We start from the raw sequence: 26,729 nt of genomic DNA, 5'->3' as shown, positions 1-26,729 counted from the left end.
CCCGTGCCGCGACCACTGATCCCCGAGCGCGGGCGCCGCATCCTCGACGCCGCCGAGGAACTGGTCCTCGAACACGGCTTCGACGCGATGAGCGTGCAGCGCATCGCCGAGCGCGTCGGCATCGCCAAGGGGGCCGTCTACCGGGAGTTCGCCAGCAAGAACGACATCATCGACGCGGTCCTGCGCCGCGCGTCGGAACGCATGACCCTGGCCGCCCAGGAACTCCTCGGGAACGAGGAACACCCACCCCTGAGCCGGGCCTTCGCCGTCAGCGCGCGAGTCCTCCTCGACGACCCCCTGATGACCGCGGCCTTCCTCGACGACCGGAGCGTGCTCGGCTCCTACCTCGACTCCGTCACCGACGACCGCTTCCGCCTGCGCCACCGAACGGTCGTCGACCGGATCACCGCGCTCCGGCGGCGCGGCGCGTTCGTCCGCGAGGTCGACCCGGAGGGGCTCGCCCTCGCCCTGTCCAGCACCACCCTCGGCCTACTGCACGCCGCACGCCACCTCGGCCCCGTCACCCCGGACCAGCTGCGCTCGGCCATCGAAAGCATGGCCGACCTCCTGGCCGTCTACGAGACGACGTAGCCGCGGTCAGGGGATCGCGGCCTCGATGTGCGCGAGTTGGGCGGCGAGGATCTCCTCGAACGCGTCGCGGCGGTCGGCTCCGAGGGGCTGGAGGTCGCGGGCGAAGTGGGCCAGGGCGGGGAAGCGGTCCGGATCCGCGCCAAGTACGGCGACGCGGAACATCTCCATGCCCTGCTCGTGTTCGGCCGGGGCGCGGGTGCTGATCGCGGCGTCGGAGGCGATCAGTGCGGCGATCAGGACCGCGAGCCGGTGGTACTGGGCGGGAACCTGCTCGTCGGGCAGGCCGGACGCGCGCAGGTCCCGCAGCACCTCCTCCATCACGGCGCGGGAACCGGCGCCGCTGGACGCGTAGCGGCCCCAGATCACGGCGAGCTCCGGTTGCCGCCCGAACGCCTCGCGCAGGCGTAGGGCCGTGCCGGTGATGCGCTCCTTCCAGTCGCCTTCCGGCCGGTGGCCGTCCATGGCGGCGGCGAGGATCCGGTCCGCGACCGCGCGCAGCAGCTCGGTCTTGCTGCGGAAGTGCCGGTAGAGGCTGGAGGAGTCGGTGCCCAGCGCGGCGGCGAGCTTGCGCACGCTGAACGAGTCCGCGTCGCCCGTGCGCAGCAACTCGGCCGCGCTGTCCAGGATCTCCTCGGTCGACCAACGCCTTCGGCCCGTCATCCCACTCCTCTCGACGACGCTCAGCATAGCCCATGCACTTGCTGTTGCACGCACCGCGTGCATAATGAGGACAAAGCTGGCTCGAAAGGACCTTGCCTTGATCAACCCACTGAACCCCGACGCCCTGAACGCCGCCCTGGACGAGGTTCACCGCGCGGGGGTGCCCGGCGTCTTCGCCGAGGTGTGTGACGGCGACCAGGTCTGGCGCGGTGCCGCCGGGGTCGCCGACCTCGACACCGGCCGACCGGTCACCCCGGACCTGCGGCACCGCGTCGGCAGCGTCACCAAGACCTTCACCTCGGCCGCGGTGCTGCGGCAGGTCGAGGCGGGTGAGATCGGGCTGGACGACCCGATCGGCCGTTACCTGCCGAGGCTGGTTCCCGGCGAACGCGGCGACTCGGTCACGGTCCGGATGCTGCTCAACCACACCAGTGGCCTCGCCGAGTACCTGCCGTACGCCTTCCCCTCACTGAAGGCGTTCCCCGACCTGGCCGAGACGACCCCGGACAGCTTCGACGACAACCGGTTCACCCGGTTCGACCCGGTCGAACTGATCGCGATGGGGGTCGGCGCGCCGGCCACGGGCACCCCGGGCGGGACCCCCGGGGTGTACTCCAACACCAACTACCTGCTCCTCGGCGAGCTGCTGGAGCGGGTGACCGGCACCCCGGCCGAGGAGTACATCACCCAGGACGTCATCGAGCGCGCCGGTCTCCGCGACACCGGGTTCCCCACCCGGCCGGAGGTGCGGGGGCCACATTCACGGCTCTACGAGTCGTGGTTCGGCATGATCGACCCCCCGCGCGACTACAGCGTCTACGACATGTCCTGGGTCGGCCCGGCGGCCGCGCTGGTCTCGACCGTCGCGGACCTCAACCGCTTCTACGGCCTGCTGCTCGCCGGCGAGATCGTCGCGGAGTCCTCGCTCGCGGAGATGCGCCGCACCGTCCGGGTGGTCTCCCAGGAGGGCGAGGTGATCGACTACGGCCTCGGCCTGCACCCGATGGAGCCGGGTACCGCGTTCTGGGGTCACGGTGGCACCGTCTGGGGCGGCGGCACGATGGCCATGACCCGCGCCGACGGGGCACGGCGGATGGCCGTCGCGCTGAACCTGCAGCGGTGGAACCGGCTCGGCTCCTCGGGTCGGCCGCTGCCGCACCCCGTCGACGGCGCCCTCGCCGCGCTCTACCGGACGGCGATGTGAGGCGTCACGGGCGGTACGCGGCCGCCCCGGAGAACTCGGCGATGCTCCCGCCGTTCGCGATCGACTCGCGGGCCGGGATCTCGGCGTTCTCCTTCGCCGCGAGCTGGGCGCCGAGGCCGACCGCGTCGGCGGGCCGCAGGAAGGCGACCCCGTCGGAGTCCGCGAAGACGACGTCACCGGGGTTGACCACGGCGCCGGCCACGGTGACCGGGACGTTGATCGCGCCCTCCACGCCCGCGATGCGCGTGGTCAGCGGGCTGAACCCGCGGGAGAAGACGGGGAAGTCGTAGGCGAGCGTCTCGTCGTGGTCGTTGATCGAGCCGTCGAGTACGGCGCCGACGGCACCCCTGGCCTTGGCCGTGAAGGAGACCAGGCCGCCGAAGCAGGAGCGCTGGTGGTCACCGGACTGGTCGACCACCAGCACGTCACCCGGCCGGAGCATGTCCACGGCCAGGTGCACCGCCGTCGAGTCCAGGTGCGGGATCCGGACGGTGACGGCGGTGCCGACGAACCGGACGGGCCTGCGGTTGGGTACCAACCCGAGCGCGAACCCGTGGTCGCGCATGTGCCCGAGCGTCGAGACGCACACCGTCGACAGCTCGCTGACGATCCGGTCGTCGATCGGTTCCGGCATGTCGTTGACGACGAACATGGTGTCCTTTCTTCTGAGATGGAGGGTTGTCACGCGCTGGAGAGGTACGGCAGGAACGTGACGATGTCCGGCAGCAGCACGAGCAGTGCCACGACGACGATGTCCGCGACGATGAACGGCACGATGCCGCGGAAGATCCGGCCCAGCCCGGCCTCCGGCACCGATCCGGAGTAGACGAACGCGTTCATCCCGACCGGTGGGGTGATCAGCGCCATCTCGGCGACCTTGACGATCAGGACGCCGAGCCAGATCCCGTCGAAGCCGTACCCGACCAGGATCGGGTGCAGCAGCGGCGCCGCGATCAGGATCATCGAGATCCCGTCGAGGAACATCCCGAGCGGCAGCAACAGCACGAGACACAGCCCGAGCACCAGGTACGGCGCCAGGTCCGCGGCGAGGACGGCGTTCACCAGGGCCGTGCTCGCGCCGGACAGCGCGAGGAAGTAGGTGAACACCCCGGCGCCGGTCATCAGCAGGAACGTCATGGCGGTCAGGCCGACGGCCTCGACGATCGAGTTCTTGATCGAGCTCAGCCAGCGCGGCGGCCTGGTGCGGATCAGCAGGATGACCAGCGCGGCCATGGCACCGAACGAGGCCGCCTCGGTGGGCGTGGCGACGCCGAAGTAGATCGTGCCGATCGAGACCAGGAAGATCACGACCAGGAACCCGAAACCGGTGAGGTCCAGCTTGGGCGGCGTCACCGGTTCCCGGTCGCTCCCGTCCACGGCGCCACCCGCCGTACCGGCCGGCACCGGCGCCCGCCTGCGTTCCCGCGTCGCGACCACGACGACGGTGACCGCGTAGGCGAGCACGGTCAGCAGTCCCGGCCCGATCCCGGCCAGCAGCAGGTGCCCGATGTTCTCGTCCGTCACGACCCCGTACAGCACGAGGACGATCGACGGCGGGATCAGCACCCCGAGCGTTCCGCCGGCGCAGACGACGCCGGCGGCGAGCCTGATCCCGTTGCCCGCCTTGACGATCGCATCGGTGGACACCCTGGCCATGGTGGCCACGGTGGCGACGCTGGACCCGGTCACCGCGGCGAAGAGCGCGGACCCGCTCAGCGACGCCAGCGCGGTGCCGCCCGGCAGCTTGCGCAGCACCCGCGACGCGAGGTCGAACCCGGCCTGCGCGAGCCGCGCGTTCACCGCCAGCACACCCATCAGGATGAACAGGGGCACGATCGTCAACGAGTAGTCGGCCGCGGTCGAGAAGGGCTGGTTGGACACCGTGCTGACCGCGGCGTCCGAGCCGCGGAGCAGCACGACCCCGACCAGGCCGGCCAGCATGAGCGACAGCCCGACGTGGAACCTGATCGCCAGCAGCGTCAGGAACAACACGACGACGACGACAAGGGCGATGAGCGTCATCGTGGTCATCGGTTCGCCTCCTGGTCCTGGTTCCGGCGGAGGGCCCGCAGCTCCTGGATCTCCTTGGCGACGGCGGCGACGAAGAACGCGGCGAACGACACGAACAGCACGAGCTTCGCCGGCCACGTCGGCAGCCGGAGGATGTCGTTGGTGGTCTCACCCCGGTCGACCGCGCTGAACAGGACGTCGGCGAGACCCCAGACGAGCAGCAGGCCGATCCCGGCCAGCAGCACCGCCCGGACGGCGGAGAGCACCACGCGCCGCTTGCGGCTGAGCCGTTCCTCCAGCATCGCGACGGACACGTGGCGCCCGTCCAGCTCCGCGGACGCCAGCCCGAGGAACGCGATCGCCACGAGCAGCAACGTCGAGATGTCGACCGTACCGAGAACCGACTGGTTCCACAGCGACCGGCCGCCGACGTCGGCGACGGTGAGCAGGACGAGGGCGAGCAGGAACACCCCGGCCGTCAGGCCGAAGACCGTGGCGCTGACCCGCGCGACCCGCGACAACCGCCCCGCGCTCACTGTTCCGCCTCCCCGCATTCATCCCTGTTGGTCGCGTTGGAGAACGCGGGTTCGGCCTGGTCACGTACTTGTGGCCGGCTTGCGTCACGTTCCCCTGAGGTGACCGCTGCGAAGGTGGTTGACAGAAGGTGTTTCATCGGACTTCGCCCTTCATGCAGGCCGCGAGCGGTGCGCGGTAGTCCGAGCGCGGGGTCTCCTCGTCGATGATCCGCCGGTAGTCCTCGAGCACCGAGCGGGCGTCGTAGCCCTTCTGCTCGTAGCGGGCCACCCAGCTCTCGGCGATGTCGGCCCGCTCCTTCCAGTCGGCGACCTGGTCCTCGGGGAACGCACCGAACTCGGTGCCGGCGGCCTTCAGCTCCGCGCAGGCGGTGCCGGCGGCGGCGTCCATCTCCTCGAGACCGTTGGCGATGGAGTTGTCGGACGCCGCCTGCAACGCCTGCTGGTACCGGTCCGGCATCGACTGGTAGACCTCTTCGTTGACCACCACGATCGACGAGGAGTACGCACCGACGCCCGGGTCGGTCAGGTACCGCGTCGTCTTGGCGAGCCCGAAGGTCGACAGGTTGGCCACGGCGAGCGCGGTGTAGCCGTCGACGACACCCCGCTCCAACGACTCGTAGATGTCGTTCGCGGTCATCGCGACCGGGTTGGCGCCGACCGCGAGCATGACCTCGGACATCAGGCCACCGGACCGGATGCTGCGCCCGCGCAGATCGTCGACGCTCTCCACCGGCCGGTTCGTGCCGAGGACGGCGTTGCCGAGCGGGATGGGGAACAGGAACCGGACGCCCTGCCGTTCGAAGTCCTCCCGGTAGGTCTGGTTCTCCTCGTACAGGCGCATGATGGCCGTCATCTGCACCTCGGGGTTGTTCGTCTCGAACGGCAGCTCGATGACGGTGAACATCGACAGGTCAGACGCCGCGTAGATGGAGCCGACCTGCGCCAGGTCGGCGCGCCCGTCCTGGGAGGCCCGCACCGCCTCGTCGGCGTCCACCAGACTCTCCGAGTAGTGGAAGCGGACGGTGACACCGCCGTCGGTGCGCTGCTCCACCTCCTCGGCCCAGCGCTGCACCGCCTTCGACTGGTCGGAGGTCGGGCTCGAGTACGTCGTGTAGTGCAGGACGAAGGTGTCGTCCTCGCCGGCCGGGCCGCAGGCGGCGAGTCCCGCCGCCCCGATCGTCACGGCCGCGGCGATGGCCACCGGCCGGAGAAGCCGCGCTCGCGCCGCCACGCCACGGGTCGCCTGATACGTCATGTGATCACGCTCCGGCGGGAGTCACTCGGTAGCGTCGCAGGGACAGGGCCGGGTTGACCTGCCGGACGTGGTCGAGCCGGGCGCGCTCCACGACCGCGGTCGCCAGGCCGGGACCTTCGCCGAGCGCCGCCACCGTGATGCCCATCGGGTCGATCAGCGCGCTGTGGCCAGAGCCGGTTGGCGCGCACTGGTCGGCCGCGGCGACGTAGACGGTGTTCTCGATCGCCCTGGCCCGGATCAGGGTGTTCCAGTGCTGCTCCTTGAGCGGGCCGGGCACCCACTCGGCGGGCAGCGCGATGACGTCCGCCCCGGCGTCCACGAGCGTGCGGGACGTCTCGGGGAACCGCAGGTCGTAGCAGGTCTGCATGCCCACCCGGTAGCCGTCCACCTCGAGCAGCTCCGGCGCGGACGGGTCGGCGGCGAGCACCCGGTCCGACTCCTGGTACCCGAAGGCGTCGTACAGGTGGACCTTGCGGTAGACCGCCCGGACCTCGCCCTGCTGGATGCCGACCAGCGCGTTGTGGATCCGGCCGTCGCCCGCGGTCTCGTTCACCCCGACGATCGCGGTCACGCCGCTCCGCTCGGTCAGGGCGCAGAGCCGGGAGACGGTCGGACCGTCGAGCGGTTCGGCACTGTCGACGAACCGGTCGTCCATCCGGGGCGCGGTGAACACCGAGTACTCGGGCAGGACGACGAGGCGGGCGCCGCGGTCGGCCGCCTCGCGCAGCATCCCTTCGATGGCCGCGAGGTTGGCGGCCTTGTCCTCGGTCGGCGCGAACTGGCCGACCGCCACGGTCAGGGTCATCAACGGCTCCTCTGTTCGTTCTCGATCTCGCGCAGGGCGCGGAGCTTTCCGGTGAATCCCGACAGCAGGGCCGCGTACTGCATTGTCACGACGATCGTCTCGGCCCGCTCCTCGACGGCGAGCCGCTGCTCCGGCTCGCTCCAGGCGGGCAGGATCCACGGCTTGCCGGCGGCCCTGGCCGCCCGCGCGACGTGCCGGATGTCGGCGAGGTCGTCGGCCTCGACCCCGTAGGCGCCGCGTCCCCGGCGCAGCGACAGGTCGGACGGGCCGACGAAGACGCCGTCGACCACCGGCAGCCGGAGGATGTCCTCGACGGACTCGAACGCCGAGGCGTCCTCGATCATCGGGAAGCACCGCGTGCCCGTGTCCTGCTCGGTGACCCACTCGTCGGTGAACCCGCCGTACGCGGAGGTGCGCCCGCCCGCGAAGGAGCGGTCGCCGAGCGGGGGGAACTTGGCGTACCCGCACACCCGCCGCGCGTGCTCGGCCGACTCGATGTGCGGGATCGCGACGGCGTCCGCGCCGAGGTCCAGGGCCTGCTGGATGGGCCCGCGTTCCGGACCGAGCACCTTGGCGATCAGGTACATGCCCTTGGCCCGGACGAACGGGATCAGCCAGTCCAGCGCCGCGAGATCGAACGTTCCGTGTTCGATGTCCAGCACGACCGTGCCGTAGCCCGCCTGGTGACCCATCTCGACGGCGGCGGCGGACGGCTCGGACAGCCAGACGCCATGCCTTTTCGCACCCTGCCCGCTCACGCGACTCCCTCCACCCGGGCTCCTGTGGACGCCATGTATACATGGTGTGTACGTGAGGTGTAAAGGTATGCTTGGCGGATGCCGCCGAAGCCAGTCGACGCCCCGCCTCCGTCCGCGCGTGAGCGTGCCTACGGCTGGATCGCGCAGGCGATCCTGTCCGGGACCTTCTCCGAAGGGCAGTTCCTCGACGAGGTCGCGCTGGCCAGGGAGGTGGGCACGTCCCGAACGCCGATCCGGGAGGCCCTGCACCGGCTCCAGGCGGAACGCTTCGTGGACCTGGTTCCGCGCAAGGGCGCACAGGTCCGGGTCGTCACGGTCACCGAGATGCGGCAGATCTACCAGACCAGGTTCGTCATCGAGGCCGACGCGCTGACGAAGATCTGTGCGCGCAGGCTCGGCGCGCCGCCCGAGTCGCACGAGCTGGTCGAGGGGATGGAGCGGGCGCGGCGGGACCAGAACTGGGACGAGCTGGCCCGCCTGGACCAGCTCTACCACGCCTCGATCGTCCGCCACACCGGCAACGCGGTGATGGCGGACATCTACGATTCACTGCGCCCGCGCCAGATCCGCCTCGCCGTCAAGAACCTGCACTCGAGCCCCGAGCGCCTGCCGCTGATCGAGCGGGAGCACCGGGAGCTGGTCGCGGCCCTCGACGAGCACGACGGCGAGCGCGGCGTCGGCATCATCGAGACCCACCTCCGCGAGGTCCCGGAACTGGTTCGGGCCTTCTCCGCCGGCTGACCACGCGACGATGCCGCCCTCCGGTCGGGGGCGGCATCGTCGTGAACGGATCAGTTCGGGCAGCCCTGTCGCCCGCTGCTGATGCTGTACGTGGTGCCCTTCCAGTTGATGTAGCCGCCGGCCCAGACGCAGCGGTTCGAGGTCTTGGTGACGCCGACCGGTCCGGCGTGGTACTCGAACGTTCCCCCGTCGGTGTCGGGGCTGGTCGCCGGCGTGCACGGCTTCCCCTCACCCGAACTCTCGGTGCAGCGCAGGATCGGACCAGGCGCGGGGTGCCGGTCGCCGCACGGCCGGTCGACGATCCGCTGACCTGGCTCGATGCCGAGCGGTCCACGGCTCTGCTGGCGATCGAGCTCGCCGTGCGGTGGGGGCTCGACGAACTCGCCTGGGAGCTGGCCGCGGTCGTGGCGCCCTACTTCGACCACCGCGGCCTGTACGAGGAATGGCGGCACGGGCACCGGCTGGCCCTCGACGCGGTCCGCGAGCACGGCAACGTGCGGGGAGAGGCGGAACTGCTCCGCGGTCTCGCCCAGGTGACCATCTACCGGGACGAACTGGACCGGGCAAGCGCCTACCCGGTGCACGCGCGGACACTGTTCGAGCGGCTGGGTGACCGGCGCGGCGAGGGCCTGGCGGTCGCCGGCATGGCCACCATCGGCCAGATCCGGGCGGCGGCCGGGACGCTGGCGGGCACCGGCGTACTCGAACGCGCCGCGGCGGTCTTCCACCGCAACGGCGACCGCACCGACGAGGCGGCCCGCTGGCAGACCCTCGGGGACGTGGCCACCGCGCGCGGCGACCACGCCCTGGCACGCCACCACCACGACCGCTCGACCAGACTCCTGCTGTCCGCCTGCGCCGGCTCGGACGCCGCTGATGTGTCCCCGGCTCTGCACGGCAGGGTCGGGTAGCCGGGAAAAGGACACGCGCTGACCGCTTCGTGTGCGACGGTTGCCCCATGACCGTGCTGGACGCCAGGGCACTCAACCGCGCGACGCTCGCCCGGCAGTTGCTGCTGGAGCGCGCCGACCTGCCGGTGCTCGACGCCGTCGCACACCTGTGCGGTATGCAGGCCCAGGAACCACAGGAACCGTTCGTCGGCCTCTGGTCCCGGTTGCGGGCCTTCGAACCGGCCGCCCTCGACGAGCTGCTGACCGGCAGGCGCGTGGTCCGCACCCACCTCATGCGCCGCACGATCCACCTCGTCCCGGCCGACGACGCGCTGGCCTGGCGGGCGCGGCACGACGCCATGCTCCGGCAACGGGTGCTCGGGGTGTACCGCCGCGAGTTCGACGGGGTGGACCTCGACGAGTTCGCCGCGGCGGTCCGGGCGTTGCTGGCCGACGAGGAACCCCGCTCGATGGCCGAGATCGGCCGGGCGCTCGCCGTGCGCTGGCCGGCGAGCGGGCCGCGGGCACTGGGGGAGATGGCGGTCGCGGCCGCCGTCCCGGTCGTGCAGCTCCCGCCGCGCGGGCTGTGGCGGACCAAACGAGCGGTGCGGAACGTCGCGCTCGCCTCGTGGCTCGGCCGGGAGATCGACCCGCCCGCCCCGGACGGTTCCGACCCGGTCGGCGAGGCGCTGGTCAGGCGCTACCTGGCCGCCTACGGGCCGGCCGCCGTCGCCGATCTCCGCGCCTGGTGCGGTCTGGCCGGGCTCCCCGGCGCGGTGGCCGCGATCCGCGAGGAGCTGGTGTCCTTCCGCGACGAGCGTGGCCGGGAGCTGGTCGACCTCCCCGACGCGCCGCGCCCCGACCCCGACACGCCCGCCCCGGTGCGGTTCCTGCCCGCGTTCGACAACGCGATCCTCGGCTACCACGACCGCGGCCGGATCATCGACGACGACCACCGCGGCCTGTCGGTCGCCGGCGCCCGCGTGGCACTGGTCGACGGCCGGGTCGCCGCCACGTGGACCGTCGACACGGGCACCGTGGTCGTCACCCCGCTGCGCCGCCTCTCCCGCGCCGAGCACACCGCCGTCGCCGAGCACGGGCAGGAGCTCGCGGCGTTCCTGTCCGACGGTGACAGCAAGCGGGTACTGGTCCACGCTGAGTCAGCTGCCGAGGTGCCCGCGGCGGCACAATAGGGCTGCCCCCCGTAGCGATTCGGGTGCCACCGGGGTCCCGCGCCCACCGGCGATGCTGAACAGTGTGCGTATGACAACTGATACCGCTCCGTCGGTTCCCTCGTCGACCGGTAGCGACTTCTCCCGGCTGGCCCGGCGCGTCAAGGACGCCGGGCTGCTGGACCGGCGTCCGGGGTACTACGTGGTGCGGCTGGGACTGCTCGCGGTGTGCTATCTCGGTGGCCTGGCGGGTTTCATCGCGCTGGGGGACTCCTGGTGGCAGCTGCTCGTCGCGGTGTTCTTCGCCGTGATGTTCGGGCAGGTCGCGCTGGTCTCGCACGACATCGCGCACCGGCAGGTGTTCCGCACCCGGCGGTGGTCGGAGATCGGCGGGTTCGTCGCGGGCAACCTGGGTGTCGGGATGAGCTACGGCTGGTGGATGGACAAGCACACCCGGCACCACGCGAACCCCAACCACGAGGAGTTGGACCCGGACGTGGCGCCGGACATCCTCGTGTGGTCGGACGACCAGGCGCGGGCCAGCCGCGGGCTGCCGAGTTTCATCGGGCGGTGGCAGGCGTTCCTGTTCTTCCCGCTGCTCACCCTGGAGGGCCTGAACCTGCACGTCTCCAGCGTGCGTGCGCTGTGGAACCCGGTGGTGAAGCGGCGTGGCCTGGAGGCCGTGCTGCTGTTCACGCACTTCGCCGGCTACCTCGGCGCGCTGTTCGTGGTGCTGTCCCCGGGCAAGGCGGTGCTGTTCCTGGTCGTGCACCAGGCGCTGTGGGGCGTGTACATGGGTTCGATCTTCGCGCCCAACCACAAGGGAATGCCCACGCTGACCGGCGACGAGCGCCCGGACTTCCTGCGCCGGCAGGTGCTGACCTCCCGCAATGTGCGCGGCAACTGGTTCGTGGACAACGCGCTCGGCGGCCTGAACTACCAGATCGAGCACCACCTGTTCCCCAGCATGCCGTCCCCGCACCTGCGCCGCGCCCAGCCGATCGTGCGCGACTACTGCGCCGAACTGGGCGTGCCCTACGCGGAGACCGGACTGTTCGACTCCTACGCACAGGCACTCCGCCACCTGCACGAGGTCGGCGCCCCACTCCGCGAACGGCACTGACCCGTCCCGGGCGATCGGCACTACCATCCGCCGGGACTTGCGTTCACACGGCTGAATCGGTGGTGGTGTATGAGCGGGATCGATGCCGGACCGGCCGAGCGGACGGTGCTGGCGAGTGACGGCGTCGTCGCCCTCGTGGAGCTGCGCGAGGGGGAGCCGGAGGCGATCCTCGCGCGGTGCGAGCGGACGTTCGACGGTGATCCGGACGACCGGCCGATCCCCCTCGACGTCCCCCGGTTCTGGGCCGGGCTGGTTCACCTGGAGAGCGGTGAGCTGCTCGGCACGATGAGCTGGCGCCCGGTTCCCCACCTCGCCGTGCTGTCCGGCATCGGCTGGAACCAGGGCTTCCACCTGCTGCCGGAGGCCCAGGGCCGGGGGCTGAGCGGGCGCGGGGGCAGGCTGCTGGCCAGGCACCTGTTCGCGACCACCGAGGTCGACCGGATCCAGGCGGTGACCGCCGTGGACAACGTGCCGGCGCGGCGCGGGCTCGACAGCGCGGGCTTCCACCTGGAGGGCGTGCTCCGCGGGATCTCGCGGCGCGGCGGCGAGAGCACCGACATGGTGCTGTACAGCTTGCTGCGCTCCGACCTCGAGGCCATCGACCGAGCCGTCGACGGCGAACGGGAGGTTCTCGCCCGGCGGGACGGCGTCGTGCTCGCGCGTGCCATCCCCGGTGACCGGCGGGCGGTGGCGAAGGCCTCCGACGGTGCCTTCGGGCTCGACCGCGACGACCGGCTGTCCCCGCAGACGCCGCGGACGCCGTTCCGCGGCGCCGTGCTGGACGCGGAGACCGGTCGCCTGCTCGGCGTGGTCAGCTGGCACGCGGTGGGCTACGGCGGCACGTTCGGCTGCTCGGCCTGGAACATCGGCATCGAACTGGTTCCCGACGCGCGGGGCCGCGGGGTGGGGACCACGGCGCAACGGCTGCTCGTCGAGCACCTGTTCGCCACCACCGGGCTGGACCGGGTGGAGGCCGGCACCGACGTGGACAACGTGGCCGAGCTGCGTGCCCTGGAGAAGGCAGGCTTCCGGCGGGACGGGGTGGTCCGCGGCGCGCAGGTGCGGGACGGCCGGCGCCGCGACATGGTGCTCCTGGGCATCCTGCGCACCGACCTGGACGGCGGCGCGTGACCGCTACCTCCGGTGACGCGCTCGATCCGGACCAGGACACGCTCGCCGAGTGGATCGACGCCGCCGGCCGGTTCGTCGTCTCGTTCCTCGACGGGGTGCACGACGCGCCGGCGAACGGGCCGGAGCTGCCCGCGCGGGCGGCGGAGGAGTTCGGGACGCCGCCGGCGGAGCACGCCGGCCGGTTCGACGAGCTGCTGGCGACGTTCGGCGACGCCGGCCGGTACGCGTTGGAGACGGCCGGGCCCCGGTTCTTCGCCTACATCCCCACCGGCGGGCTGCCGTCGGCCGCGATCGCCGAGCTGCTGGCCAGGGCGGTGAACCGGCAGACCGCGCTGGCCTGGGCGGCACCGGGCCTGGTCGCCATGGAGGAGGGCGTGCTGCGCTGGCTGTGCGCCGAGTTCGGCCTGCCGGCCGGGTCCGGGGGAGTGATCACGACCGGGGCGTCGATGGGCACGCTGTCGGCCGTGGTCGCCGCCCGCCACCACCACCTCGGCCAGGCGTTCGGCGACGGCACGGTGTACGTCACCGAGCACACCCACTTCTGCGTGGCGAAGGCGGCCAGGATCGCCGGCATCGCGCCGGAGAACATGCGCGTGGTGCCGACCACGCGGGACCTGCGCATGGACGTCGCCGCCGCGGCCCGGGTGATCGCCGCCGACCGGGCCGCCGGGCGACGGCCCTTCCTGATCGTCGGCACGGCCGGCAGCACCGCCACCGGCACCGTCGACCCGCTGCCGGACATCGCCGCCCTCGCCCGCCGGGAGGACCTGTGGCTGCACGTGGACGCGGCCTACGGCGGCTTCTTCCAGCTCACCGAGCGCGGGCGGGACCGCCTCGCCGGCATCGCCTCGGCCGACTCGATCACCCTCGACCCGCACAAGAGCCTGTTCCAGCCGCACGGCACCGGGGTGCTGCTGGTGCGCGACCCCGGGGCGTTGCGCGCTGCCCACGTGGACGAGGCGCCCTACCTGCACGACCTCGGCACCACCGACGTCCCGCCGAACTACGGCGACCTCGGCGCCGAGCTGACCCGTGAGTTCCGCGGCCTGCGGCTGTGGCTGCCGCTGCACCTGCACGGCGTCGCCGCGTTCCGCGACGCGCTGGACGAGAAGCTGGACCTCGCCGCCCACGCCTACGACGAACTGCGGCGCGTTCCCGAAGTGCACCTGCCGCTACGCCCCGAACTATCCACAGTGGTCTTCCGGCACGTGGCGGGCGATGAGGCGACGCGACGCCTGCTCGACCGGATCAACTCCTCCGGCCGGGTGCTGCTGTCCAGCACCAGCCTCGACGGCCACACCGTGATCCGGATGTGCGTGCTCAGCCACCGGTCGCACGCCGAACACGTCGACGAGGCCCTCGACGTCATCCGGCGCTGCGTCACCCGGGTGCCAACAGCTCCAGCAGGCCGCCCGCGGACCAGATCCGGCGGACGAACGCGCCAGGGGGAGTGAGCGGGACGCTTCCGTCCTCGGTGTGCAGGACGGCCGTGTCCGGGTCGACCGTGATCCGCTGCCCCTGACGCAGCCGGGCCAGGTCGCCGGCGTCGGCGAAGGTGAGGCAGGGCAGACCGTTGTTGGTCGCGTTGCGGAAGAAGATCCGGGCGAAGTCGACCGCGACGATCGCGCCGACCTCGTTGAGCCTGATCGAACGGATCGAGGTCTCCCGGCTCGACCCGCAGCCGAAGTTCCGCCCGGCGACCAGCACGTCGCCCGGCCGCAGGCTGGGCTGGAGGTCGGGATCGTAGCCGTGGAACAGCCCGCGCCGGACCTTGTCCGGGTCCAGGCTGTAGAACGCGGGCGGATGGATCACGTCGGTGTTCACGTCGTCGCCGAACAGCCAGACGCGACCCTCGATCGCGGTCATCCGTTCCTCCGCTCGCCGTACAGGTCGGGCGCGAGCACGCCCCGCGCGGCCGCGCGGGCCACCGTGCGCGCACTGGCCAGGTAGGTGCGGCTGTCCCAGTGCCCCATCCGGCCGCGGAAGTTGCGGTTGGAGGTGGACACGCACACGTCGTCCGCGCCGAGCACGCCCTTGTCGATGCCGCCGCACGCGCCGCAGCTGGAGTGGTTCACGATCGCGCCGGCCTCGGTCAGGGTCTCCACGTAGCCGGCCCGCAGCGCCTGCTTGAACACCTCCACCGACGCCGGGATCACCACGAACCGGACGTCCGGGTGCACCTTCCGGTCGGTCAGCTCCGCGGCGGCGTCCCGGAGGTCGGACAGCCGCCCGCTCGCGCAGGAACCGAGGAACGCGGTGGTGATCGGGGTCGGCTCCAGTTCCCGCAGCGGCACCACGTTGGCCGGCGACCACGGCTTGGCCACCCGAGGGTCCAGTTCGGACAGATCCAGGTCGATCACCCGTTCGTACACCGCGTCCTGGTCCGGCCGGACCAGGGTGCCGAGCAGTTCGCCGTCCCGTTTCCGGTAGTAGTCGACGGTGACCTCGTCCGGCACGAACACCCCGAACTTGGCGCCGATCTCGACCGCCATGTTGGCGATGGCGAACCGGTCGTCCTGGCACAGCCGCGACGTGGACTCGTCGTGGAACTCCAGGGACCGGTACTGCGCCCCGCTCTCCCCGAGGATCGCGAGCAGCGCCAGCACGACGTCCCGGCCACCCGATCCGGGCGGCAGCGCGCCGTGGAACCGGACCGCGATGGTCTCCGGCCTGCGCAGCCAGGTGGTCCCGGTCGCCAGCGTGAACAGGATGTCGGTCGCGCCCATCCCGGTCGCGCACACCCCGATGCCGCCGGCCATGATCGTGTGGCTGTCCGCGCCGACGACCAGCCCGCCCGCCTGGCACAGCTGGTGCTCCACCAGCAGCTGGTGGCAGATCCCCCGGTCCAGCATGAGGTTCGGGATCTCCCGCTCGCGTGCGAAGGCGAGGAACCGGTTGGAGATGTCCGCCCGCTCGGCGGTCGCGGGCGGCGAGAAGTGGTCGTTGGCCAACAGCACCCGGTCACGGTCCCAGATGGACAGACCGCGGCGCTCGAAGTCGTCGATGAGCAGCGCCGTCGTGGCGTCGTGGCCGAGCACGGCGTCGACGTTCACCCGACGGTAGAGCGCCGTGTCGTCCTCGTCGCAGGCGTGCGCCTCGATCACCTTGTCGCTCAGCGTCCGCCCCGCCTCCCCGGATTTTTTCCTGTTGGTCGCGCTGGGAAGCGCAAGTTCGGCTTGATCACGTATTTGTGGCCGGGTCGCGTCACGTTCCCCTGAGGTGACGGTTTTGGCGGTGGTCGGCTGGGCACGCCTCACCTGTTTCCTCCCAAGGAAATGCGGTCGTACTCGGAGACCACCACGTGCGGTGGCACGCCGGCCAGCGCGGCCGCGGTGAACGCCTCCCGCGCGGCGTACGCCAGCTCGTGCTGGGACTTGTCCCCGTTCTCGACGGTCCGCTTCACCAGGTCGACCAGTAGCCGCGCGGTGTCCTCGTCGACGTCGCGCGGCGGGTCCGCCTGGCTGAGGATGTGCCGGATCACCGACGCGCCACTGTGTTTGCCGACCACGTAGGCACGCTCACGCCCGGTCCAGGCCGGCGGCAGCACCTCGTAGCTGCGGGTGTCCTTGAGCATGCTGTCCACGTGCACCCCGGACTCGTGGCGGTACACGTTGTACCCGGTGACCGGCTTGGTCGCGCTCATGTGGATCCCGCTTGCCCGCTCGACGAAGGCGGCCAGTCCTGGCAGCCGGTCGGCCAGTACGCCGTGCCGCACGCCGTACAGGTGGGTCAACGCGGCCAGGCACTCGGCGAGGTCGGCGTTGCCGGCCCGTTCGCCGATCCCGTTGACCGTGCAGGTGATCGACCGGGCGCCGGCCTCGACGGCGGCCAGCGTGTTCGCCGTCGCCAGGCCGTAGTCGTTGTGGGCGTGGGTGCAGATCGCGATGTCCGGGTCCAGCCGTTCGGCCAGGGCACGAACCAGCGCGCGCATGCTGGCCGGGCGCGCGCAGCCGACCGAGTCGGCGAGAACCAACCGGGACACGGTGCCGGGCACGCACAGCTCGTCGACCAACCGGACCAGGTGTGCTGGGTCGGCCCTGGTGGAGTCCTCGAACACCACGTTGAGTCCCATGCCGTCGCCGAGCACCTCGTCCACCCCGGAGCGCATCAGGTGCGCGGCCTGGTCCCGGGTGATGCCAAGGGTTTCCCGCAGTCGCAGGTCACTGGTCGGCATGAACAGGAAGACCTCGTCGGCTCCCGCCTTGTGCGCCGCGGCGATGTCCTGGAGCAGCGGGCGCGCGGTCGCGCCGATCCGGGCGGACACGCCGGTGCGGCGCATCTCCTGCATCGCCTCGAGATCCGCGCCGGACGCGCCGGGGAAACCGGCGTCCAGCACGCCGATCCCGGCGTCCGCCAGCAGCTCCGCGAGCCGGACCTTCTCCTCGACGGTGAACCAGACCCCGGGTGTCTGTTCACCGTCCCGCAACGTGCAGTCGATCACCTCGACGTCGGGGGGCATGGTCGGTAGCGCCTCGGGCAGTGTGTCCGACACCATGATCCTCTCGGCTGGTCCGGCTCGACCGCGCAGAATCAAAACGTGCCGGCGCGACCGGAGTCAATACTGCGATCGGGCCTATGACAAACCGTTGGTACTCCACTAACTTTCCCTCTCGGTCAGCCAGGACACTTCGACATCCCCCCGAGGTCGCATGTTGCTGTCACACGCCTTCACCGACGCCGAACGCGACGAGCTGAGCGCGCTGCTGCGCACGGTGGGCGCCCACCCCTACCGAGACCCGATCGCCTTCTCCGGCGAGGTCGCCGGGTTGGTTCGCCGCGAGGAGGTGCCGAGTGCGCTGATCGAGGTGACCGACCGGATTCGCAAGGAACGCGAGACCGGCGCCGCGTTCGCCCACGCGTTGCGCAACTGCCCTCTCGACGAGAACATCCCTCTTCTGGACCAACGCGACCCGCTCGCGGACAAGTACGCCAAGAAGACCACGTTCGTCGCCGAGTCGTTCCTCCAACTCTTCGGGCACCTGGTCGGCACGCCGCTGCTGTCCTACGGGTCGCGGTTCAACGGCGACTTCTTCATCGACGTGATCGCGATCGACCGGTACCGGGGAAAGCAGACCGGCTACAGCGACGGGGAACTGGCCTTCCACAACGACCGCACCGCCCACCCGGTGCGCGCCGACTACATCACCCTGCTCGGCATGCGCTGTCCGGAAGAGGACATCACCTACACCGGATTCGTGTCCGGGCCGGACCTGCTCGCGGCGCTCACCGAGCGGGAACGGCACACGCTGCGCCAGCCGTACTTCTACACCCCGTTCGACGTGCTGTCCCGGGACCGGAACAACGCGCTGACCGTCTCGGACAACCACGCCGTCTTCTACGGCGAGCACAGCGTGCGGTACGTCGACACGCACACCACGGTCACCGAGGACGCCCCGCCGGAGGCCAAGGACGCGTTGATCGCACTGAAGAACGCGTTGGTGCGTACCGAGAAGGTCCGGCACCGCATCCGCACCGGCGACCTGTTCACCTTCGCCAACCAGGACGGGCTGCACAGCCGCGAGCACGTCGAGATCAACGACCCGGAACGAGCCAGGACCCGCTGGCTGCTCAAGACCTACGGCTTCCGGGACCAGGCGACCGCCGACCGGTTCGCCGACCGGTGGCTCGAGGGCGTCCCCGGGCGGGTGGGCGACTGAGCCACTGCGTCATCCGGCGCAGCGCGCTGCTCCGGACCGCGCGGCCACGGGGACTGCGTATCGTGACCGCGCGACTACCGACGAACGGGATGGTGGACAGATGACGGCACCGGTGGATCCCGCCGCCCTGCGCGCGATGCTCGAGCGGGTCACGTCCGGATCGGCGTACCTGCGCGACAAGCTCGACGCGGCCGGCGTGCGGCCGGCGGACATCGCCGAACCGGAGGACCTGGCCAAGCTGCCGTTCACCACCAAGGCCGAGATCAGGGAGACGCCGGTACTGGACTACGCCGCCGTGCCGGCCGAGCGGGTCGTGCGGGTGCACGCCTCCACCGGCACCACCGGACGCCGCACCATCTGCGCGTACACCGCCCGCGACGTCGAGGACTGGACCGAGATGGTGGCCCGGTGCCTGCGGTACGCCGGGGTGACCCCGCACGACCGGGTGCAGGTCGCGGTCGGCTACGGGATGTGGGCCGCCGGCACCGGGTTCCAGTCCGGCATCGAGCGGCTGGGCGCGATGGTCGTGCCGACCGGTCCGGGCAACACCGAGACGCAGCTTGACCTGTTGCGGGAGCTGGACGGCACCGTGCTGTGGGCCACCTCCTCGTTCGCCGTGCTGCTCGCGGAACTGGTCGCCCGGCGCGACCTGCGCTCCGAGCTGTCGTTGCGGGTCGCGCTCACCGGCTCGGAACGGTGGGGTGAGGCCACCCGCACGCGGATCGAGTCGCTGCTCGGCGTGCGGACGTTCGACCTGTACGGGCTGACCGAGCTGTGGGGCGGCGGCGTCGGCGTGGAATGCGAACGGCACGACGGCATCCACGTCTGGACCGACCACTTCCACGTGGAGGTCATCGACCCGGACACGCTCGAGCCGGTGCCCGCCGGCACCCCGGGCGAGCTGGTGGTGACCACGCCGTACAAGGAGGCCACCCCGCTGATCCGGTACCGCACCCGGGACCTGACCCACCTGTACGCGGAGCCCTGCCCCTGCGGCAGCCCGTACCCGCGCATCGGACGGATCCGCGGCCGGTCCGACGACCAGATCAAGGTCCGCGGCGTCATCTTCCTGCCGATGCAGGTCGACACCGTGCTGGCCGACCTGGAGGGTGTCGGCCCGGAGTTCCAGGCGCACGTGGACCGGGACGCCGCGGGCCGGGACAGCCTCACCGTCCGGGTGGAGGCCGACGACCGGAGCGTCGCCGGCGAGCTGGAACGCAGGCTGCGCGACAAGGTCGGCCTGCGGATCGGCGTCGAGGTCGTCGAGCCCGGCTCGCTGCCGAGGAGCGAACGCAAGACCCAGCGCGTGTTCGACCACCGCGTGCTGTGAGTCAGGCCGGCGTGGACCCCAGGGCGTCCGCGACCGGACGTCGTGCGGCGACCATCGCGGGGACCGCGGTGAGCGCGGCGCCGACGAGCAGGACCCCGAGTGCGGTGGCGAGCAACCAGGAGTCGGGTGGGTACCGGAGTTCGCCGGGACCGACGATCGTGTACAGCCCGAGGCCGACCGGGATCCCGGCGGCGACGCCGGGGATGGCGGGGAGCAGTTGCGCCACGCCGAGGCCCAGACCGGCCTGCGCGGGCGTGGCGCCGAGCGTGCGCGCGACGGCCAGCGGCCGCCGGGCGTCGAGGACCGCCGTCCAGGTGGTGACGACGGCGTTGAGGAGCGCGAGGACGCCCAGCACGACGGTGAGGACGAGCAGTGCCTGGTCGGTCCGTTCGGCCCTGGGGTCGACGAGGTCGGTGTAGCCGAGATCGAACGGCTCGTCCTGCGCGTGGTTCATCAGCACGGCGACGAGCACGGTCGTGGTGATCAGGGTGTTCACCGTGACCAGCCTGGCGCGGCGCGGCCTGCGGGCGTTGACCCGGATCCCGATCAGCAGGGTGACGGGCAGCCGGCGGGACAGCCGGACGCGCCACCGGCGGCGTCTCGGCGGCGTGGCGGCGTCGGCCAGCGCGTGGATGGTACTGGCGAAGGCGGCCCGCACCACCGGGACCAGGGTCGCCGCCGTGGCGATCACGACGGCGAGCGACACCGCCGCCACCACCGTGGACAACGCGGGCGGTCGGGTGTCGACGACGCCGAGGAGCCCGGCGCTGGGCCGGATCAGCGCGGGTGCGGCGAGCAGGCCGGCGGCCAGTCCGATGCCGGCGGCGGCGAGCCCGATCACCAGGTACTCGGCGAGGTGGACGACGGCGACCATGGCGGGCCCGGCGCCGACGGCCTTGAGCAACCCGACCCGGCGGCGCCTGCCGACCACCCGGCCCGCGACGACGCCGGTGACGCCGGCGATCGAGAGGGCGGCGAGCAGCCAGCTGCCGACCAGCAACGCCTCCCGCGCGTCGGCGACCAGCCTGCCGTCCTGCTCGGCGATGCCCTGCCAGGTGCTGAGCTCGCCGGCGTGGAGCGTGGTCGCCGAGTCGACGAACGCCGCACCGGCGTCCGGGTCGGCCAGCTCGAGGTTCAGGGTGTACGACAGCGGCCGCGCACCGGCGAGTGTTGCGATGTCCGCGCGGTGGACCCAGACCAGGCCGCCGCGTTCGACCAGCGCGCTGTCCGGGTCGATCCATCCCGCGTACGGATACGTGGGCCGGGCGGTGGTGACCGCGGTGCCGAGCACCCGCAGCCGGCGGCCGTCGACGCCGACCTCGTCGCCTGCGCGCACGCCGAGGGCGTCGGCGAAGGCGCGTTCGACGACCACGCCGCCGGGGCGGACCCAGGTGCCTTCGGTCACCACGGGCCGGTCGACCCGCGCCGGCGCGGTGTCCCGGCCCTCGACGACGGTGTGCACGGTCCTGCCGTGGGCCGTCATCACCAGGAACGCCACCGGATACGGTCCACTGTGGCCGGTGACGCCGGCCGAGGTGGTCAGCGGTGCGAGGGCGGCCAGCGCCCGCTGACCGGTGGTGTGCGGCCGCGCCACCACGTCCGGCCCGGCGGTGGCGGCCCGGGTCCGCTCGTACGGCCGGTCGGCGACGTCGTTGAGGGCGAGGCCGAGGGTCAACGTGCCGGTCGCGGCGGAGATGGCGACCACCAGCAGGATCGTCTCGATCGGGCGTCGGCGCAGGTCCCGCACCAGCAGCCGGCACACGAGCAGCAGGCGACCGGCCACGTCAACGCCATCCGCCGTGCACGGGGGCGGTGACGGCGAGCCGGCTGTCGTCGGCGAACGCCCCGTCCCGCATGGTGATCATCCGGTCGGCGATCGCGGCGATGCGGCTGTCGTGGGTGACCACCACGAGGGTCTGTCCCTCGGTGCGCAGGTCCTCGAACAGCCGCAGGATCTCCAGCGTGGCGGCGCTGTCCAGGTTGCCGGTGGGTTCGTCGGCCAGCACGACGAGCGGCTCGTTGCTCAGCGCGCGGGCGACGGCCACCCGCTGACGTTGGCCACCGGACAGCGCCGAGGGCAGGTGGTCGGCGCGGTCGGCGAGCCCGACCCGGTCCAGCAGGTAGCCGGCACGGCGCCGGGCCTGGCGGGGTGACCGCCCGGCCAGCAACGCGGCCAGTTCGACGTTCTCCACCGCGGTCAGCTCGTCCATGAGGTGGAAGGACTGGAAGACGAACCCGACGCTGTCCCGCCGCAGCCGGGCCAGGGACCGTTCGCTCATCGTGTCGAGCCGGCGGCCCGCCAGCCACACCCGTCCCGCGGTGGGACGTTGCAGGCCGCCCAGCAGGTGCAGCAGGGTGGACTTGCCGCAGCCGCTCGGGCCCATGATCGCCAACGACTCTCCGGCCGGCACGGACAGGTCGACCTCGTCGACCGCACGCACCATTCCGCTACCCCGGCCGTACCGCCTGGTCAGTCCCCGTGCGCGGAGCACCGACTCGGTCACCCGCCCGCCTTCCGCGTGGTCCACATGCGCTCGCACGCCTCCAGCCACTCCAGGTCGGCCCGCAACCGCAGCACCACGCCCTCCATCAGCAACCCGGCGACCGGGTCCATCGACCTGTCCAGCGCGGTCCGCTGGGCGTCCCGCAGCCGGCGCATGACCTCGCGCCGCTGGGCGTCGACCAGTGCCACGGGATCGGCCAGCCGGGCGGTGGCGGCGGCCACCAGCTTGAGGTGGAACTCCGTCAGGTCCGGCTTCGGCCAACTCACCTCGGTCAACCAGGACGTGACCCGTTCCTGCCCGGCCGGGGTCAGTGCGTGGACCCGGCGGTCCGGCCGGTCCGGCAGGCCATCGGCCCGTTCCGAGGTGATTAGTCCCGCCTTCGCCAGCCGGGTCAGCGTCACGTAGATCTGCCCGGCGTTCATCGTCTCGCCGAGCGGGCCGAGCGCGGCCCGCATCCGGCCGCGCAGCTCGTACCCGTGCGCCGGCTCCTTCGCCAGCATGGCCAGCACGACGTCCTGCACGGCATATGGATAACGGTTATCTGTGCGTGCTGTCAAATTCGCGCGGGCACGCAACGCGGGCCGGGCTCGCCGCGTAGGAGGGTCGGCATTCCCGACTCGAAGGAGATCTGGTGGGGCGACGACATTTCCGGCGTGGTGGAGCGGTGGCCGTACTGGCGGCCGCACTGGCCGCGAGCATGGTCACCGCGGTGGGTCCGGGGGCGGTGGCCCAACCGGACGCCACCGCGGGCCGGGGTGAGCCCGTCTCGGTGACGCTGGTCAGCGGGGACCGGGTGGAGCTGTGGGGGAGCGGCCCGTCGGCTCCGCTGCGGATCGAGCCCGCGCCGCGCGGCCACGCTGTGCCGTTCCAGAAGTACTGGCACGACGGCGACTGGTACGTCGTGCCAGGCGACGCCGCCCCGCTGCTGAGCAGGGGCGTGCTGGACCGCGAACTGTTCAACGTCACCGGGCTGGTCCGGCAGCGCTACGACGACGCGCACACCGACGAGGTGCCGCTGCTGGTCGAGTACACCGGCGCCAGTGCCGGTGTCATGGCCGAGGTGCCGGGCGCCACGGTGCGCCGGACGCTGCCGGACCTCGACCTGACGGCGCTGGACCAGGACAAGGACGACACCTCGGTCTTCTTCGACGAGCTGACCGAGCCCACCGCCCGCGGCGCGGCCGGGGTGCGCCGGGTCTGGTTGAACAAGCGGGTCCGCGCCACCCTGGAGCAGAGCGTGCCGCAGGTCGGCGCGCCGGCGGCCTGGGAGCGCGGGCTGACCGGGTCCGGGGTGCGGGTCGCCGTGCTGGACTCCGGGATCGACACCGACCACCCTGACCTGGCCGGCAAGACCGTGGTCGGCAAGGACTTCACCGGAACGGGCGGGGTCGAGGACGGGCACGGGCACGGCACCCACGTCGCGTCGATCATCACCGGTACCGGCGCCGCCTCGGGCGGGCGGTACCGGGGCGTGGCGCCGGACGTCGAACTCGCGGTCGGCAAGGTGCTCGACGACACCGGCTGGGGCACCGCCGACGGCGTGCTCGCCGGGATGCGCTGGGCGGCGGCGGAATCCGGCGCGAAGGTCGTCAACATGAGCCTGGGCAGCGACCCCACCGACGGCCAGGACCCGATGTCGCTCGCGGTGAACACGCTCAGCCGCGAGTACGGGACGCTGTTCGTGATCGCCGCCGGCAACTTCGGCGGGGACCGGACGGTGGCCTCCCCGGCGACCGCGGACGACGCGCTCACCGTCGGCAGCGTCTCCAAGAGCGACGAGCCGAGCCCGTTCTCCAGCCGCGGCCCGCGCCTCGGGGACGGGGCGGCCAAGCCCGAGATCAGCGCGCCGGGCGGGGCGATCGTGGCGGCCCGGCCCGCCGGTGTGCCGCCCCTGGGCGAGCCGGTCGGCGACGGCTACCAGAGTCTCGACGGCACGTCGATGGCGGCTCCGCACGTGGCCGCGGCGGCGGCGGTCCTGGCCCAGCGGCACCCGGACTGGACCGGGTCCACCCTGAAGTCGGCCCTGGTCAGCAGCGCGCGGGAGGTACCGGACGCCGGGGTGTACCAGGTCGGCGCCGGCCGGCTCGACCTGGACCGGGCGACCGCGACCCCGGTCGTCGCCACCGCCGCCGTGTCTGCGTACCTGCCCTGGCCGAACAGCGGGTCGCAGGAGCGCCGGACGGTCACCTGGACCAACACCGGCGACACCCCGGTCACCCTCGCGTTGCGCGCCGACCTGGTCGACGAGAACGGCGAGCCCGCCCCGGCCGGACTGCTCACCCTGGCCGAGGACGGCGTGACCGTGCCGGCCGGCGGGAGCGTGCCGGTCGAGGTCACGGTCACCGCGCAGGACCGGACCGGGACCTACTCCGGCGTGCTCGTCGCCGCCGACGCCGCCGACGCCGCCGGCGCGGTCCGCACCCGGACCGCGATCTCGGTGTACCAGCAGGAGGAGCGGTACACGCTCTCGGCGACGATGCTGGACCGCACCGGTGCCGTACCCGCGCAGGACGGGCGAACCCTCCTGATCGTCGTCGACCTGGAGTCCGGTGAGGTGTACTTCGGGTTCGTGGCCGTGTCGGTCTCCCTGCCCCGTGGCCGGTACGCCGTACACGCCGCGATCAACACGGCGGTTCCGGGCGAGAGTCCGTCGTACTCGGTGATCAGCCACCCCGAGCTGACCCTGGACCGGGACGTCACCCAGGTGTTCGACGCCCGGATCGGTCACCCGGTCGTCGCCGAACCGGACGACCCGGACGCGAGTGGCGGGTCCCACGCGATCGACGTCCTGTCCCGGGTGGCGGCGTGCGACTGCACGACCGGGCTCGGCGTCAGTGGTGACGCGCGGTTCGAGGCGATATACGCGGCGACCCTGCCGGGCACCGCGTCGGACGACTACGCACTCGCGCACGGCCGCCGGGCCACCGAGCCCGCGCTGGAGCTGGTGGCCGACGACGGTGAGCCGTTCGACGTCAACCTCCAGGTGCTGTACGGCACGCCGCCGACCGAGCAGACCGCGCTCACCGCGGTCTACGGCGGCTCGGGCACCCCCGAGGACCTCGCGAAGATCGACGCCGAGGGCAAGCTCGTGGTGATCGAGTTCGACCCGCACCTCGGCCGGGACGAGTGGCTGCGGCGCGGCGTCAACATCGCCGAGGCGGGCGGCAAGCTGGCCATGATCCGGTTCGTCGACCAGGGCGCCGAACCGCTGCCACCCGACCCGGTCGAAGAGGAGCCGGTGCCGGCCTTCTACGCCGACGGCGACGGCACCGTGGACCGGCTGGTCGAACTGGTCAAGCGCGGCGAGACCGTGGTCGACTACGCCAGCCGTGAGACGACCGACCTGCGCTACGAGCTGGTCCACGGCGTCCAGCGACAGGTCACCGGCCCGGTCACCTACCGGCCGAGGACCGAGGATCTCGCCACCATGCGTGCCGTCTACCACGACAACGCGCCGAACGTGGCCGGGTTCAGCGCGTTCGGCGAACTGTTCGGCACCTGGGTCGGCACCGGGTTGGTCGCGCGGACGGCGTCCCAGCAGGCACGGGTGGAGTACTTCACCCCAGGGGACTGGAACCTGCTGTGGACCACCGGTCCGTACAACCTGACCGACACCGCGACTCTCGCCGCCAACCGGCCGCCCACCCGGATCGTCTGGAACAAGGCCGTGGTCGGGCCGACCCTGCGCGGCACCACGCGGAACAATCTGCTCGAGGACCCGCACCCGTGGTCCTGGCGCGACGACGGGCTGCTCAGCGCCAAGGTGCCGATGTACGGTGACGCGGCCGGCCGGCCACGGATGGTCGACACGTTCAGCGACGCCACCGGTTCGGTCACCGTGTACCGGGACGGCACGGCGCTCGGCACCTCCCCGGTCACCGATTTCGTCGAGTACCCGGTGCCGGACGAGCCGTCGTCCTACCGGGTGGTGGCCGACGCGCGGCAGTCCGGCGACACCTGGCCGCTGTCCACGGTGGTCACCGCGGAGTGGGCGTTCCGCTCCTCGTCGGCCGGTGAGGGCAAGGCGCTGCCGATGCTGACCGCCCGCTTCGACCCGGCGGTGGACGTGCGCAACCGGGCGCCAGGTGGCCGGCGGTTCTCCTTCCCGGTGTACGTGGAGCGGCAGGACGGCCCGACCGAGGTGACTTCGGTGGCGGTGGAGGTGTCCTACGACGACGGCGCGACGTGGCGTCCGGCGAAGGTCCGGCGCGACCACGACCACTGGCGGGTCACCGTGCGCCACCCTCGGGACGGCTACGCCTCCCTGCGGACCAAGGTGTCCGATGTGGACGGCAACACCCTGACGCAGACGATCGTCCGGGCGTACCAGCTCGACTGAGCGAACCGGGGCCGGCGGCACCA

General features: G+C 72.0%; 24 protein-coding genes. 11 read left to right on the top strand and 13 right to left on the bottom strand.

What is annotated here, in order from left to right:
- Positions 1-3 precede the first annotated feature (3 nt).
- Positions 4-591 carry a TetR family transcriptional regulator gene (locus JT362_RS03295; protein ID WP_260189494.1) on the top strand — a complete coding sequence of 196 codons (588 nt, stop codon included), beginning with the start codon at positions 4-6 and terminating at the stop codon, positions 589-591.
- Between the two features lie 6 nt (positions 592-597).
- Here JT362_RS03295 and JT362_RS03290 read toward each other — a convergent pair whose 3' ends face one another.
- A complete protein-coding gene (locus tag JT362_RS03290; RefSeq protein WP_260189493.1) occupies positions 598-1,251 on the bottom strand; it encodes a TetR/AcrR family transcriptional regulator in 654 nt (217 codons plus the stop codon).
- A 97-nt stretch (positions 1,252-1,348) separates the two neighbouring features.
- Here JT362_RS03290 and JT362_RS03285 point away from each other — a divergent pair, with 97 nt between their 5' ends.
- Positions 1,349-2,455, top strand: coding sequence for a serine hydrolase domain-containing protein (locus tag JT362_RS03285; protein ID WP_260189492.1), 1,107 nt, complete (start codon positions 1,349-1,351; stop codon positions 2,453-2,455).
- Between the two features lie 4 nt (positions 2,456-2,459).
- Here the strand turns inward: JT362_RS03285 and JT362_RS03280 are convergent, their stop codons facing one another.
- The 6 genes from JT362_RS03280 to JT362_RS03255 all read right to left on the bottom strand — a co-directional run bounded on the left by JT362_RS03280 (position 2,460) and on the right by JT362_RS03255 (position 7,819).
- A complete protein-coding gene (locus JT362_RS03280; protein WP_260189491.1) occupies positions 2,460-3,107 on the bottom strand; it encodes an RraA family protein in 648 nt (215 codons plus the stop codon).
- A 29-nt stretch (positions 3,108-3,136) separates the two neighbouring features.
- The gene (locus JT362_RS03275; RefSeq protein ID WP_260189490.1) at positions 3,137-4,486 is read right to left on the bottom strand and encodes a TRAP transporter large permease; all 1,350 of its coding nucleotides are present in this window, start codon (positions 4,484-4,486) and stop codon (positions 3,137-3,139) included.
- Entirely contained in the window at positions 4,483-5,001 is a 519-nt protein-coding gene (locus JT362_RS03270; protein ID WP_260189489.1) for a TRAP transporter small permease subunit, read from the bottom strand. The genes JT362_RS03275 and JT362_RS03270 overlap by 4 nt, the downstream gene beginning before the upstream one ends.
- 133 nt (positions 5,002-5,134) lie before the next feature.
- Positions 5,135-6,256 (bottom strand): C4-dicarboxylate TRAP transporter substrate-binding protein, encoded by a 1,122-nt coding sequence (locus JT362_RS03265; protein WP_260189488.1) that lies wholly within the window; start codon positions 6,254-6,256, stop codon positions 5,135-5,137.
- Between the two features lie 4 nt (positions 6,257-6,260).
- On the bottom strand, positions 6,261-7,061 hold the full coding sequence (locus JT362_RS03260) for a carbon-nitrogen hydrolase family protein (RefSeq protein WP_260189487.1): 801 nt from the start codon (positions 7,059-7,061) through the stop codon (positions 6,261-6,263).
- Positions 7,061-7,819: an HpcH/HpaI aldolase family protein gene (locus JT362_RS03255; protein ID WP_260189486.1), complete on the bottom strand. Its 759-nt coding sequence runs from the start codon at positions 7,817-7,819 to the stop codon at positions 7,061-7,063. The genes JT362_RS03260 and JT362_RS03255 overlap by 1 nt, the downstream gene beginning before the upstream one ends.
- 78 nt (positions 7,820-7,897) lie before the next feature.
- On the opposite strand from JT362_RS03255, the gene JT362_RS03250 reads away from it, so the two are divergent.
- From JT362_RS03250 to JT362_RS03225, 6 genes are all read left to right on the top strand, one after another.
- Positions 7,898-8,560, top strand: coding sequence for a GntR family transcriptional regulator (locus tag JT362_RS03250; protein ID WP_260189485.1), 663 nt, complete (start codon positions 7,898-7,900; stop codon positions 8,558-8,560).
- Between the two features lie 272 nt (positions 8,561-8,832).
- Positions 8,833-9,471: a hypothetical protein gene (locus JT362_RS03245; protein ID WP_260189484.1), complete on the top strand. Its 639-nt coding sequence runs from the start codon at positions 8,833-8,835 to the stop codon at positions 9,469-9,471.
- A gap of 47 nt (positions 9,472-9,518) precedes the next feature.
- The gene (locus JT362_RS03240; RefSeq protein WP_260189483.1) at positions 9,519-10,643 is read left to right on the top strand and encodes a winged helix DNA-binding domain-containing protein; all 1,125 of its coding nucleotides are present in this window, start codon (positions 9,519-9,521) and stop codon (positions 10,641-10,643) included.
- A gap of 70 nt (positions 10,644-10,713) precedes the next feature.
- Positions 10,714-11,745, top strand: a complete 1,032-nt coding sequence (locus JT362_RS03235) for a fatty acid desaturase family protein (RefSeq protein WP_260189482.1) — start codon at positions 10,714-10,716, stop codon at positions 11,743-11,745.
- 69 nt (positions 11,746-11,814) lie between these two features.
- Entirely contained in the window at positions 11,815-12,876 is a 1,062-nt protein-coding gene (locus JT362_RS03230; RefSeq protein WP_260189481.1) for a GNAT family N-acetyltransferase, read from the top strand.
- Positions 12,873-14,330 carry a pyridoxal phosphate-dependent decarboxylase family protein gene (locus tag JT362_RS03225; RefSeq protein ID WP_260189480.1) on the top strand — a complete coding sequence of 486 codons (1,458 nt, stop codon included), beginning with the start codon at positions 12,873-12,875 and terminating at the stop codon, positions 14,328-14,330. Before JT362_RS03230 ends, JT362_RS03225 begins: the two co-directional genes overlap by 4 nt.
- Here JT362_RS03225 and JT362_RS03220 read toward each other — a convergent pair.
- Genes JT362_RS03220 through JT362_RS03210 form a run of 3 tightly spaced genes read right to left on the bottom strand, consistent with a single transcriptional unit; the run spans position 14,257 to position 17,371 of the window.
- Positions 14,257-14,742 (bottom strand): LeuD/DmdB family oxidoreductase small subunit, encoded by a 486-nt coding sequence (locus tag JT362_RS03220; protein ID WP_260189479.1) that lies wholly within the window; start codon positions 14,740-14,742, stop codon positions 14,257-14,259. The genes JT362_RS03225 and JT362_RS03220 overlap by 74 nt on opposite strands.
- Positions 14,739-16,133: a 3-isopropylmalate dehydratase large subunit gene (locus JT362_RS03215; protein WP_260189478.1), complete on the bottom strand. Its 1,395-nt coding sequence runs from the start codon at positions 16,131-16,133 to the stop codon at positions 14,739-14,741. Before JT362_RS03215 ends, JT362_RS03220 begins: the two co-directional genes overlap by 4 nt.
- Complete coding sequence (locus JT362_RS03210) at positions 16,130-17,371, bottom strand: LeuA family protein (protein ID WP_260189477.1); 1,242 nt, start codon at positions 17,369-17,371, stop codon at positions 16,130-16,132. The genes JT362_RS03215 and JT362_RS03210 overlap by 4 nt, the downstream gene beginning before the upstream one ends.
- A gap of 154 nt (positions 17,372-17,525) precedes the next feature.
- On the opposite strand from JT362_RS03210, the gene JT362_RS03205 reads away from it, so the two are divergent.
- Positions 17,526-18,533, top strand: coding sequence for a TauD/TfdA family dioxygenase (locus JT362_RS03205; RefSeq protein ID WP_260189476.1), 1,008 nt, complete (start codon positions 17,526-17,528; stop codon positions 18,531-18,533).
- A gap of 100 nt (positions 18,534-18,633) precedes the next feature.
- Positions 18,634-19,863: a phenylacetate--CoA ligase family protein gene (locus JT362_RS03200; protein WP_260189475.1), complete on the top strand. Its 1,230-nt coding sequence runs from the start codon at positions 18,634-18,636 to the stop codon at positions 19,861-19,863.
- A 1-nt stretch (position 19,864) separates the two neighbouring features.
- On the opposite strand, the gene JT362_RS03195 is transcribed toward JT362_RS03200, so the two are convergent.
- The 3 genes from JT362_RS03195 to JT362_RS03185 are packed head-to-tail and all read right to left on the bottom strand — an operon-like array spanning position 19,865 to position 22,888.
- Positions 19,865-21,646: an FtsX-like permease family protein gene (locus JT362_RS03195; RefSeq protein ID WP_260189474.1), complete on the bottom strand. Its 1,782-nt coding sequence runs from the start codon at positions 21,644-21,646 to the stop codon at positions 19,865-19,867.
- A gap of 1 nt (position 21,647) precedes the next feature.
- On the bottom strand, positions 21,648-22,403 hold the full coding sequence (locus JT362_RS03190; RefSeq protein WP_260189473.1) for an ABC transporter ATP-binding protein: 756 nt from the start codon (positions 22,401-22,403) through the stop codon (positions 21,648-21,650).
- Positions 22,364-22,888, bottom strand: coding sequence for a PadR family transcriptional regulator (locus JT362_RS03185; protein ID WP_260189472.1), 525 nt, complete (start codon positions 22,886-22,888; stop codon positions 22,364-22,366). The genes JT362_RS03190 and JT362_RS03185 overlap by 40 nt, the downstream gene beginning before the upstream one ends.
- Before the next feature lie 110 nt (positions 22,889-22,998).
- On the opposite strand from JT362_RS03185, the gene JT362_RS03180 reads away from it, so the two are divergent.
- Entirely contained in the window at positions 22,999-26,706 is a 3,708-nt protein-coding gene (locus JT362_RS03180; protein ID WP_260189471.1) for a S8 family serine peptidase, read from the top strand.
- Positions 26,707-26,729: the final 23 nt, after the last annotated feature.

This window comes from Actinophytocola gossypii, from assembly GCF_025165815.1.
GTDB lineage: Bacteria > Actinomycetota > Actinomycetes > Mycobacteriales > Pseudonocardiaceae > Actinophytocola > Actinophytocola gossypii.
The sequence above is the reverse complement of the archived record's forward strand: the minus strand, read 5'-3'. Positions and strand labels throughout refer to the sequence as shown.

Coding starts and splice junctions, on each gene's coding strand:
- JT362_RS03250 (WP_260189485.1), top strand. CDS start 7,898: ATGCCGCCGAAGCCAGTCGACGCCCCGCCTCCGTCCGCGCGTGAGCGT.
- JT362_RS03280 (WP_260189491.1), bottom strand. CDS start 3,107: ATGTTCGTCGTCAACGACATGCCGGAACCGATCGACGACCGGATCGTC.
- JT362_RS03265 (WP_260189488.1), bottom strand. CDS start 6,256: ATGACGTATCAGGCGACCCGTGGCGTGGCGGCGCGAGCGCGGCTTCTC.
- JT362_RS03200 (WP_260189475.1), top strand. CDS start 18,634: ATGACGGCACCGGTGGATCCCGCCGCCCTGCGCGCGATGCTCGAGCGG.
- JT362_RS03205 (WP_260189476.1), top strand. CDS start 17,526: ATGTTGCTGTCACACGCCTTCACCGACGCCGAACGCGACGAGCTGAGC.
- JT362_RS03220 (WP_260189479.1), bottom strand. CDS start 14,742: ATGACCGCGATCGAGGGTCGCGTCTGGCTGTTCGGCGACGACGTGAAC.
- JT362_RS03210 (WP_260189477.1), bottom strand. CDS start 17,371: ATGGTGTCGGACACACTGCCCGAGGCGCTACCGACCATGCCCCCCGAC.
- JT362_RS03260 (WP_260189487.1), bottom strand. CDS start 7,061: ATGACCCTGACCGTGGCGGTCGGCCAGTTCGCGCCGACCGAGGACAAG.
- JT362_RS03230 (WP_260189481.1), top strand. CDS start 11,815: ATGAGCGGGATCGATGCCGGACCGGCCGAGCGGACGGTGCTGGCGAGT.
- JT362_RS03235 (WP_260189482.1), top strand. CDS start 10,714: ATGACAACTGATACCGCTCCGTCGGTTCCCTCGTCGACCGGTAGCGAC.
- JT362_RS03290 (WP_260189493.1), bottom strand. CDS start 1,251: ATGACGGGCCGAAGGCGTTGGTCGACCGAGGAGATCCTGGACAGCGCG.
- JT362_RS03275 (WP_260189490.1), bottom strand. CDS start 4,486: ATGACCACGATGACGCTCATCGCCCTTGTCGTCGTCGTCGTGTTGTTC.
- JT362_RS03240 (WP_260189483.1), top strand. CDS start 9,519: ATGACCGTGCTGGACGCCAGGGCACTCAACCGCGCGACGCTCGCCCGG.